Genomic DNA, 10,366 nt, shown 5'->3' on the forward strand with positions numbered 1-10,366 from the left:
CAGTAGCCTAGTTACTCAGGAGCCGGATACGGCGAAAGTCGTAAGTCCGGTTTTGAAGCAGGGGGTGGGAAGGCGACTTCCTGCTCTACTGTAACGGGTGTGGGGTGTGGGGTTTTACCAGTTTTGAGGTGGCCAATTACCTAATTTTCAGGGAAAAAGTGCCTAAATTTCCCCCCGATCACTCCCACATCCAGTACCTTTTGATTGACAAAACGCCTAAAAGTCTTACCCAACAAGGTTTTTAGATTTATTCAGCCAGCCCTAAGTATCTAAGCACAATTAATTACACATCTAAGCCACTACTCCGTCAGACTTCTGCTGTGATCAGTAAACAGTGAACTGAAAACTCAAATCCGATCCCTAATAGCTGTATCCCGTCTGTATCCCGTCTCGGAGTCTCCTGTATCCCGTCTCGGAGTCTCCTGTCTCCGAGTCTCCTGTCTCGGAGTCTCGACTAGGAAATTAATTTTGCACGACTACTTAGCTTAAACAGTGAACAGAAAACTCAAATCTGAATCACTGATCAAGGAGAACTTCCCACCTCACCCTTGAGATAACTGCCCTAACTTTCCCGTCTGAGTTTTAGAAAAATTTAACTTTATTCAATCTATGAACATCTGTTCAGATGTTATACTAAAGTCAGTAAAGAAGTTCAGAGGTAGTAACCATGATCGCTGTCACCATGATGAAATGTGCTTGTGAATCCTGTAAGTGTGTAGTATCGATCGCCGATGCCATCAAAGAAAACGATCAATACTACTGTTGCCAAGCTTGTGCCAATGGTCACGTTAAAGGGAAAGGCTGTGGACACAATGACTGTCGTTGCGGTTAAATTTAGTTATTGGGGAGAAGGGGACAAGTATCGGGATTGAAGATTCGATCGATACCTCCCTTTCTCAACTTTCCCTTAATAACCGATCAGGAAAAAACATGGCCATAGAGAAAATAGCGCCGGTTTGTGGGGAATCCCATCACCAAGAGGCGAAATTCCAGCACTTGCAGGGATTAGAAATCGAAAAAGCCCAAAAAATGGCCGAATTTTTCAGCCTTTTGGGGGATGCCAATCGCCTAAGAATTCTGTCGCTTTTAGCCAAAAGAGAATTATGTGTTTGTGACTTAGCCGACGATTTAGGGATGAGTGAATCGGCCGTATCGCACCAGTTAAGAACCCTAAGAGCCTTAAGATTAGTTAAATACCAAAAACAGGGACGGAGAGTCTTTTATCGTCTTGCCGATCATCATGTCCTTGACCTTTATTACGCGGTCTCGGAACATTTAGAAGAGCCAGCGGACGAGGACTAAAACAGTCCCAAAGCGGGTAAAACAAACTGTAAGAGCAGAGAACCAATCCCCTGCACCATTTGGTCTAATTGAGCGTTGCCACCACCTTGTTCTCGCGGTTTTAGGGCGATTTCCATGCCTTTAATAAAATTCTCTGCTGCTTCGTAACCGGGGGTGTTACCTTGCTGTTCAAAGAGAGTCGAAGCCATTTGAGCGTCCTGGGCCGCTAGAGCATTTTGTCCCAGACGATAGTGAGCCATGGCCCGGGCCAGATAAGCTGGAGCATATTCCGAGTTAATTGTCAAGGCCTTATTAAAATTTTCTATAGCGGCGCTGGTGCGTCCCTGTTTTCCTTCCACCATCCCTAGACCGTAGAATAGTTCGGGAGTACCGGCACTACTGGGAATTCCCACCGCACCCTGCACGTATGCAGTGTCTAGTTTGGTGTTTTCGAGGTTAGCATTATTGAGATAAGCGCCTCTTAAATCCGCACCCGTCAAGATTGCCCCGCTTAAGTTCGCTCCAGTGAGATTAGCACCAAAGAAAGAAGCACCGGTTAAATTGGCACCACTCAGATCCGCCCCACTTAAATTAGCTTGACTAAGATTAGCACCGACGAGATTGGCCCCATTTAATTTTGCCCCGGTTAGATTCGATTGCACCAACCCCGAACCGCTCAGATCGCATTGGGGACATTTTCGGGTGGATAATAATTGCTGTAGGTGGTTTAAATCTTCCCCATAACCAACTAGGGACAAGTTAAGGGGAAGACTGAGGACGAGGGTTAGGGCGATCGATTTGTACATAGTTTAAAAATAACTCTATTGATTATCATTGATAATAACCATGCGGTCGGGGCTAATCGCTGAACTAGATTTTGCTTGAGAAATCAGCCCTTGTCCACTAAAATAGGAGATTAGAGGCTCTTAAGGTCAGAAGAAGCGACAAAATCGAGATTTGTTACCTTTTCAACAGCAGGTTTTTTAGAGGAATTTCCCTATTTTATAATGACTACTCTACACGGTAATTGGCTGATTGGTTCGCAGGATAGTGTTTTTTTTCTTTGGGGTGAACAGTGGCAAGGGAAGGAATTAAGTGAAACCCAAGAAAATCATCCTTTTTGTCTAGAATCTGGGGTATTAGCCCAATTTATCGAGAAATTTTCCCCTCAGCTTAACCAGTATTCTCCAGAATCAATCAAGCTCAGTTTGCCTAGTTATTCTCCCCCTAGGAAAAAATATTCTTTACCGCTGCTGTCGGGGCAAATTCTCGAACCCACACCTAAATCCTTGTCTTGGCAACCATGGCAAGTATCGGGATTAACTTTTTCTGCGGGGATGATAGTACAGTTATGGGAAAAATTACCCCTAGCTAAGGCCGAATTTATCGGTAATGATCTACGATTTTGGCTGTATTTGCACCGTTGGAGTTTAGATTTATTAGCAAGGGGGAAATTTTTAGCAGGAATAAATCAGGGTCAAAGTTGCTGGTATCCCCTGCTAGATAGTACCATCGATCGCACTCGTTTAGCTAAGTTTATCCAAACCATCCCCCCGGTTTGTCTTGTCTATCAAGAAAATAGCGAACCACAAACAATCATTCTCGATTGCTTAAAAAATATTGTCGATGCTCGTTTACGACAAAAAATAGATAGTACTGTTAATATTTCGCCGTCATTGATGGTGAAACCCTGGCTACAATCTTTAAGCGGTGATCATCATGACATTGCCTTAGAAGCCAAGAATTTACAGCGTCTAGAAAATGCTTATAATAACTGGGTGTTTCCTATCCAAGAAAGTTTAGTTAATGGCAATAATCGCCAATTAATCGAGAATCAATACCGTGTTTGTTTATGTTTACAACCTCCCAGTCTAGGAACAGCGTGGAAACTTACCTATTATTTACAAGCGTTAGATGATCCCGAATTTCTCATTAGTGCCAAGTTGATTTGGTTAGAGGGGAAAGAAAGTTATCATAGTTATCAAAGAGTTGTCAATAATCCCCAGGAAATTCTCTTAAAAGGATTGGGATTAGCATCGCGATTGTACGAACCGATTAGAATTAGTTTAGAGCAGAGACACCCGGAGGAATGTTCTCTTGATTCGATCGAAGTTTATCAGTTTATTCGCTCGATCGCTTGGCAATTGCAAGATCAGGGATTAGGGGTAATTTTGCCAACGGGTTTAACTGCTGGTAGCAATGAACAAAGATTAGGAATTAAGATTGCTGCCAGTGTAACTCCCAAAAAAGGAGAAAGATTAAGTTTAACCAGTTTATTAAACTTTCAGCTTAAATTAGTAGTAGGGGAACAGGAAATATCGAAAAAAGATTTTGATAAGTTATTAGAGAAAAAATCGCCAGTGGTGGAAGTGGGGGGCAAATGGTTAATCCTACAGCCTACCGATGTTAAAGCAGCTCAGGCAATTTTAAATAATACCATCACTCCCCTGAATCTCTCGGTGGAAGATGCCCTGCGCTTGAGTTCAGGAGATAATAATCTAATTGCTAAACTGCCGGTAGTCACTTTCCAAGCGGAGGGAGCATTAAAGGAATTAATTGATAATTTAAATAACAATCAAGGGATTCAATTAATCAACCCACCGCGGGAATTTCGGGGGGAATTACGCCCCTATCAAATCAAGGGAGTTAGTTGGTTAGCTTTCCTAGAAAAGTGGGGTTTAGGTGCTTGTTTAGCCGATGATATGGGTTTAGGAAAAACCCCGCAATTAATCGCTTTTTTACTAGCATTAAAAGAACAGGATATGTTAGTTAATCCCGTGTTAGTGGTGGCTCCCACTTCTGTGGTCAATAACTGGGAACATGAATTAAGAAAATTCGCTCCCACCCTGGCTGTTTTTGTGCATCATGGCGAAAAAAGATTAAAAGGTAAAGCTTTTGCTCAAGAGGTAAAAAATAAATCGGTTGTTATTACCAGTTATCCTTTAATCTATCGCGATCTGTCCAGTTTAGAAGCAGTACAATGGCAAGGTTTAGTTTTAGATGAAGCTCAAAATATTAAAAACTCTACGGCTAAACAATCCCAAGCAGTGCGAAAAATACCCGCAGGATTTCGGATTGCCTTAACGGGAACTCCCGTAGAAAATCGCCTGACGGAATTATGGTCAATTTTGGATTTTCTCAATCCCAATTTTTTAGGAACTCAAGCCTTTTTTCAGCGTCGTTTTGCCCTTCCCATTGAAAAATACGGCGATCAAGAATCCCTGCATAATTTACGTTCCCTTGTCCGTCCCTTTATTTTACGGAGATTAAAAACCGATAAAAATATTATTGAAGATTTACCAGAAAAACAGGAAATGAATATTTTTTGTGGTTTATCGAAAGAACAGGGACAACTTTATCAACAATTAGTCGAGACAACGCTCCAGAAAATTGAAGAAATTCAAGGAATTCAGAAACATGGATTAATTTTAACCTTGCTAATGCAACTAAAACAAATTTGTAATCATCCCGCCCATTTTTTGAAAGAAAATAGTTTAGAAACCAGTCAAAGATCGGGAAAATTATTACGTTTAGAAGCCATGGTAGAGGAAGTGATAGCAGAAGGCGATCGAGCTTTAATTTTTACACAATTTGCCGAGTGGGGAAAACTCCTACAAACCCATCTCCAGAAAAAATTAGCCGAGGAAATATTATTTCTCTCCGGTTCTACCAAAGCAAAAGATCGGGTAGAAATGATCGAGCGCTTTCAAAATGATCCCCAAGGACCAAAGATTTTTATTCTCTCCCTGAAAGCAGGGGGAACAGGATTAAATCTAACCCGCGCTAATCACGTTTTTCATATCGATCGTTGGTGGAATCCGGCCGTAGAGAATCAGGCCACTGATCGCGCTTTCCGCATCGGACAAAAACGCAATGTTCAGGTACATAAATTCATCTGTACGGGAACCCTAGAGGAACGCATTAATGAGATGATCGAAAGCAAGAAACAATTAGCGGAACAAACCGTAGATGCTGGGGAAAATTGGTTAACCGAATTAGATACCGATCGCCTGCGAGATTTATTATTATTAGATCGATCGGCAATTATTGATGAAGAAGAAACCGATTAGAAGCGAACGACCTGATAAACCGTGGAACCATTCTCAAACAGAGGCCGATAGTAAATACCGCTGCAATTGTAATAAAGCGTATTGTCAGCCGTAATTGTGGTGCAGCCGTCTGGGATATAGGTGACAATTGCGCCGATTGGCGGGGCCACCACCGTGTAGGAACTGCCGCTAGGTTGAAGATAGATGCCGTCCGAGTAAATGTAGGAAGTAGAACCCACATAGACGGTATTGTAGTAGGGGGGGAGAGTAGCGATCGCTGAACCGATGACTAAGCCGGTGGTCAAACCCACCCAACCCCAACCCGGGGGGACGTAATAACCGCCACCGTACCAACCGCCACCACGCCAGTAACCGTTGCGATTATCGTCAACAAAGTTCTGACGGTTCTGTTGGCGATCACTAACCTGCTGCTGCCGTTCCCCCTGTCTTTCGGTGCGTTCCCCTTGACGGATATCGGTTCTTTCAGTGCGTTCCCCTTGACGGATATCGGTTCTTTCAGTGCGTTCCCCTTGACGGTTTTGTTGATTAGTTTGTCTTTCCCCCTGTCTTCCAGAAAAATCTCTAGAGGTTTGGGAACGATTACTGAAATCTCTAGAGGGTTGGGAACGATTACTGAAATTCCCTCGGTTTTGCAGATCACTACTGCGGTTAACCCGTGGGGAAGCTCCACCACCGCCACGACCACCGCCACCGCCACCGCGAGCGTCCACATAATCCGTGATCAGTAAACTTGTACCCAAAAGGAGGGCGGCAAGAACACATAAGTTTTGACGTGAAGATCTTTTCATAGCCCGGACTCCTTGATTTTTTTATTTGCCTTGGCTGCTTATCTTCTCAGATTATTTTCTGCAAGCGTTCGAGGGTTTCTGGTGCAAAAAAACGCTCTCCTGTTTCTACACACACTCTGGCGGGAACATTTTCTATAATAAATCTGGGTTGGGTTCGGATAGGGTAAGGCTTTTGAGAATGTCCCGATTAGAACAGAATCGGCTTAATTCTTCTGAGAACATCCTGGAGCAACTGGAATGTATGTCACCAAACCTCCTCTCTCATTGGCCGCCCCCAATCCACTTCCGGCTCCGGTGATTCAACAACCTCAGCCAGTAGTTCTTCTAGACTTAACTCAGGCAAGGCTTGAATTAGCTCAATTACTAGCTTTCCGTTTTCCACAGAACATTCAACAACGTCCTTAGGATTGAGGTTCAGTGCCTCCACCGCATACTTGGGAATCCGAATCGCTAAAGAATTACCCCAGCGTCGAATCTGCGACTTCATGATCCCACCTCGAATTCGTTAGATATTCAAAGTATATCAAAACGCTGATTTAGGGGAATACCGACGAGCGATCGCATTTTATGAACGGGGTTTACGGCTGGGATTGATTATCCCTAGGGGGTAGAAGTTCGATAGGGATCGATTCTGATCCCGGTTGGAAAGTGAAAGTATCGGCGGGTGTACTAGGCTTAAAATTCCAATCGGATAATATTGCCGTGTACTGGGGTGAACCGGGTAGAGTTTTATAGGTAATAATCGCTTTCCTCATTAGGGGGGTGGCATCCTGCGTGACCCAGATTTGATAATCGCGATCGCTACCGATCAGCAGCAGGTGATACATCGGTTCGCGGTTGACCATGTCGTTGCCGATAAAAATAATTTGCTTGACATCGGCCATTAGCTCTGCACAGGGATCGTTCGCTGCCAGATTTGACATGGGAATGCTGATCCCGTACTTTTGTTCTACTTGGTCTAAGGCTTCATCTAGAGTATTCGGTGCCGGTTTTGTAACGTATAGATCCCGTTCCATATCCGCAAGGGTGAAGGTTTTACCATCGTAAAAAAAGCGGGTAACTCGTTCATCCCCAGTGTAGTCCGAGCGCAGGCGATTGGGTTTCTCTACCCAGATGTTTTGATAGGCACTGTACTGAACTTTCGCCCCAGAGTCGAGTACATCGTCATAGGTGACATCCATATTGACGGTGAACGCTCGCTGTTTGGTTAAATTAGCACAGAGTTGCTCGATCACTTGTTCCGCCGTTTTTGGGCGGATTTCCTGGGCCAGAGTGGGGATTTCCGCCAAGACTGCCGCAGCAGTGACCCAAGGCAAAAGCAAAGAAAGAATCGGGATAAAGCGACGCATAATCATCTAATATTCCCCCAGGGCGATGGATTGTTTTGGTTAACGACCATTGTGTAAACTGACTAAACGAGCGATAAAAACGGCGGGATAGAGAACTCCAGTCATTCCTTCTAAATTGGCTAGAACTCTAGCGATTTTACTGGTAGGAACTATATCACCGTAGCCAACCGTAGCCAGGGTAGTAAAGCTGAAATGAAGTAGATCCGCCTGGTTGACGGTTTTAGCGGCGGAGCTAAAGGAATCGGGGTCGAAAATCTGGACGATATTATAAGCGGATGCCCAGAAAAATCCCAAGAGAAAATAGACACAAATTCCCCCTTTGATGATATCTGATGTTACCTGTTCGGCGAGAATTAATTCTAGTAAAATCGAGTACACACATAAACTAACAAAAGCTAGAGAAATTAATGTACTAGATAGCTCGAACCAACGGTTGAAATCGCTATAAATAGGGATAATCGTGCTGAATGCTCGCAGGAGGAGGGCAATCAAAAACAGACCGATATTATATCTTAAAGCCAATTTACTGCGATCGATCTGATAGACGGCGATGATCAGAGAGAGGGAGAAGAAAAAGAAAATCAGCCAATCTCCCAGGGGTAGATATACTAAAAACGGGTAAATAATGTAGAGCGAGAGCAGATTTGCCAGCAGCCGATTGTATTTATTTTCTGTTGCCCGCATCAATTGACGGAATTTCATAGCAGCGAACCTTTAACTGGTAATATTTACTCCTGCTCATCAATTTTAAGGGTATTTACGGCGGATTCAGGATTGGTCTGGTACATTCTCCACGCCGAAAAGCTTATCCCATAAGGAATTAGCTGTGCCAGATGAATAAAGCAACCGCTGCATATCTTATCTTTAACCTGGAATATACCCCCCTTTTCCCCACAAAAGAGCGAGATTTTAGCCCCTGGCCGAAGGCTGAACATTAGATAAAATTTTGTTACGAGCATTCCACCAGCAATTTTTGAGCAAGATACAATCGAAATAGTAGAGCTGCCATTGGGCTAAAAGTTAAGCAAATTTAATCGATAGCCATTTCAGAAAAAAATGTGTCATCGATAATGTTGATCTTCCCCAGATAAGAAGCGAGTGAAGATTAATTGTTGAACCGAGCATCAGAAGCTATCTCTACAGGAGGAAATGTTAGAAAGTTATCCCAGAAAGGGAACCATCAGTCTTGACTTATCTATTTCCTATCTAACAGCAAAGGATTTGATCTCATTCAGGGGAAAAAGTCGCTATGAACCACCAAATAGAAACCCCGATCCGCTCACCTTCTCAAGCTCGATTCCGTTCACGGGAAGAACGCATCCAGATCGGTAAATCCCTGCGGGAGCGATTGCCGCGTTCTGGTCACGCTATCTGGCAACCCCCCGCAGCTGGTCGAGAGCCGATCGAAATCATCGAAGCATCAAATCGAGGGCGATTACAGGAATTGATTCCCATCCGCTACGGACGAATGTTGCGGAGTCCCTTTACCTTCCTGCGCGGTTCCGCTGCTTTGATGGCCTACGATCTGGCCACCACTCCCAAAACTGACATTATCGTGCAGGCCTGCGGGGATTGCCACCTGTTGAACTTCGGATTTTTTGCCACCCCCGAACGCAATTTAGTCTTCGATATTAACGATTTCGACGAAACCCTGCCCGCGCCTTGGGAATGGGATCTCAAGCGTCTCGTGGTCAGCTTTCTCATCGCCGGCAGGGATAGCGATCTATCCAATCAAGAATCGAAGGCAGCGGCGATCGATTGCGCTCGTTCCTATCGAGAACACCTGCGGGAATATTCTCGCCTCAGTCCCTTAGAGGTATGGTACACGCGCATAGGAGCAGAACAGGCGATCGAGATGGCCCCCGACGAAAAGACGCGGAAGTTGCGGGAACAGATGATGGCAAAAGCCCGCGAGCGCATCATCGAACATCTCTACCCCAAGATCGTCACCCAAACCGGCGGACGCAATCGCTTTGTCGATCAGCCGCCTATTCTCTACCATGTCAACGAACCGGATTGGGAGACTCTCGTGCGCGAGGGTCTGGAAGACTATCGCCAATCCCTGCCGGAGGAACGCCGAGTCCTCTTTGATCGCTACCAGTTAGAGGACTTTGCCCTGAAAGTAGTGGGCATTGGCAGTGTCGGCACCAGATGTTATATCGCCCTATTGTTCTCAGAAGATAACCATCCCCTCATCCTACAAGTTAAGGAGGCTTGCCCTTCGGTTCTAGAACCCTATACCGCCAAGAGCCAGTACGAAAATCAGGGACAACGGGTGGTTACAGGCCAGAGATTGATGCAATCCTCTAGCGACATATTTTTGGGCTGGACCCGGGGAAGAGGGGACAACGACTTCTATTTACGGCAACTGCGGGATATGAAGTTTTCCCTACCCATTGAAGGAGTATCGGCCGTCCAACTGCAACGCTACGCCGAGTTCTGTGGCTGGACCTTGGCCCGCGCCCACGCTAAATCTGGAGATGCGGCCACCATTAGCGGTTATTTGGGGAAAGGAGATCAGTTCGATCTAGCGATGGGCGAATTTGCGATCGCTTATGCCGATCAGACAGAACGAGATCACGCCGCTTTGGTGGATGCGGTTAAAACAGGACGGGTTGAGGCTTTGGTAGAAGAAGATTTATAGGGATTAGGGAGCGATTTTGAGCGGATATAGGCAAGATCAGCCCCTTGCTGCTGAAAAAATTTAACTTTTGATGGTATAATTCGCCTGGAAAGTCAAGATCGGCTCTCAAAGGGTAGCTATACTTTAGACGTTCATAATCTGAGATTTATTAAACTTCTGAAATCGTAGAGTCAGCAAGGAATCCAGTTCTTTTTTATGTTTCAGATGGGCATCATTCAGACATTCATAAATAGC

The 10,366-nt window shown here is 44.7% G+C and carries 9 protein-coding genes and 1 pseudogene; 4 read left to right on the forward strand and 6 right to left on the reverse strand.

The features are described from left to right. Positions 1–667: 667 nt before the first annotated feature. Complete coding sequence (locus EWV66_RS08200) at positions 668–832, forward strand: metallothionein (RefSeq protein ID WP_072926897.1); 165 nt, start codon at positions 668–670, stop codon at positions 830–832. 98 nt (positions 833–930) lie between these two features. Next, positions 931–1,302 (forward strand): ArsR/SmtB family transcription factor, encoded by a 372-nt coding sequence (locus EWV66_RS08205; RefSeq protein ID WP_002760406.1) that lies wholly within the window; start codon positions 931–933, stop codon positions 1,300–1,302. Here the strand turns inward: EWV66_RS08205 and EWV66_RS08210 are convergent. Beyond that, positions 1,299–2,087, reverse strand: coding sequence for a pentapeptide repeat-containing protein (locus EWV66_RS08210; RefSeq protein ID WP_002786927.1), 789 nt, complete (start codon positions 2,085–2,087; stop codon positions 1,299–1,301). The two genes, EWV66_RS08205 and EWV66_RS08210, sit on opposite strands and share 4 nt — an antisense overlap. A 201-nt stretch (positions 2,088–2,288) precedes the next feature. Here EWV66_RS08210 and EWV66_RS08215 point away from each other — a divergent pair, with 201 nt between their 5' ends. Next, positions 2,289–5,351 carry a sll1366 family intein-prone helicase gene (locus tag EWV66_RS08215; RefSeq protein ID WP_072926898.1) on the forward strand — a complete coding sequence of 1,021 codons (3,063 nt, stop codon included), beginning with the start codon at positions 2,289–2,291 and terminating at the stop codon, positions 5,349–5,351. Here EWV66_RS08215 and EWV66_RS08220 read toward each other — a convergent pair. The 4 genes from EWV66_RS08220 to EWV66_RS08235 form a co-directional block, all read right to left on the reverse strand. Beyond that, entirely contained in the window at positions 5,348–6,139 is a 792-nt protein-coding gene (locus tag EWV66_RS08220; RefSeq protein ID WP_052278268.1) for a DUF6515 family protein, read from the reverse strand. The two genes, EWV66_RS08215 and EWV66_RS08220, sit on opposite strands and share 4 nt — an antisense overlap. A gap of 244 nt (positions 6,140–6,383) precedes the next feature. Further along, complete coding sequence (locus tag EWV66_RS08225; RefSeq protein WP_052278267.1) at positions 6,384–6,626, reverse strand: AbrB/MazE/SpoVT family DNA-binding domain-containing protein; 243 nt, start codon at positions 6,624–6,626, stop codon at positions 6,384–6,386. 91 nt (positions 6,627–6,717) lie between these two features. Next, complete coding sequence (locus tag EWV66_RS08230; RefSeq protein WP_052278266.1) at positions 6,718–7,494, reverse strand: DUF2092 domain-containing protein; 777 nt, start codon at positions 7,492–7,494, stop codon at positions 6,718–6,720. Positions 7,495–7,527: 33 nt separating this feature from the next. Then, positions 7,528–8,190 carry a potassium channel family protein gene (locus tag EWV66_RS08235; protein ID WP_002738780.1) on the reverse strand — a complete coding sequence of 221 codons (663 nt, stop codon included), beginning with the start codon at positions 8,188–8,190 and terminating at the stop codon, positions 7,528–7,530. A gap of 547 nt (positions 8,191–8,737) precedes the next feature. Here EWV66_RS08235 and EWV66_RS08240 point away from each other — a divergent pair. After that, entirely contained in the window at positions 8,738–10,132 is a 1,395-nt protein-coding gene (locus tag EWV66_RS08240) for a DUF2252 domain-containing protein (protein ID WP_072926900.1), read from the forward strand. Between the two features lie 123 nt (positions 10,133–10,255). Here the strand turns inward: EWV66_RS08240 and EWV66_RS08245 are convergent. Continuing rightward, positions 10,256–10,366: pseudogene (locus EWV66_RS08245) on the reverse strand (IS630 family transposase); the annotation flags it as partial.

This window comes from Microcystis sp. M_OC_Ca_00000000_C217Col (assembly GCF_007095585.1).
Taxonomy (GTDB): Bacteria; Cyanobacteriota; Cyanobacteriia; order Cyanobacteriales; family Microcystaceae; genus Microcystis; species Microcystis panniformis.

What these genes read in the sequence shown, in the direction of transcription:
- EWV66_RS08200 (WP_072926897.1), top strand. Translation starts at nt 668, where the DNA reads ATGATCGCTGTCACCATGATGAAATGTGCTTGTGAATCCTGTAAGTGT.
- EWV66_RS08205 (WP_002760406.1), top strand. Translation starts at nt 931, where the DNA reads ATGGCCATAGAGAAAATAGCGCCGGTTTGTGGGGAATCCCATCACCAA.
- EWV66_RS08210 (WP_002786927.1), bottom strand. Translation starts at nt 2,087, where the DNA reads ATGTACAAATCGATCGCCCTAACCCTCGTCCTCAGTCTTCCCCTTAAC.
- EWV66_RS08215 (WP_072926898.1), top strand. Translation starts at nt 2,289, where the DNA reads ATGACTACTCTACACGGTAATTGGCTGATTGGTTCGCAGGATAGTGTT.
- EWV66_RS08220 (WP_052278268.1), bottom strand. Translation starts at nt 6,139, where the DNA reads ATGAAAAGATCTTCACGTCAAAACTTATGTGTTCTTGCCGCCCTCCTT.
- EWV66_RS08225 (WP_052278267.1), bottom strand. Translation starts at nt 6,626, where the DNA reads ATGAAGTCGCAGATTCGACGCTGGGGTAATTCTTTAGCGATTCGGATT.
- EWV66_RS08230 (WP_052278266.1), bottom strand. Translation starts at nt 7,494, where the DNA reads ATGATTATGCGTCGCTTTATCCCGATTCTTTCTTTGCTTTTGCCTTGG.
- EWV66_RS08235 (WP_002738780.1), bottom strand. Translation starts at nt 8,190, where the DNA reads ATGAAATTCCGTCAATTGATGCGGGCAACAGAAAATAAATACAATCGG.
- EWV66_RS08240 (WP_072926900.1), top strand. Translation starts at nt 8,738, where the DNA reads ATGAACCACCAAATAGAAACCCCGATCCGCTCACCTTCTCAAGCTCGA.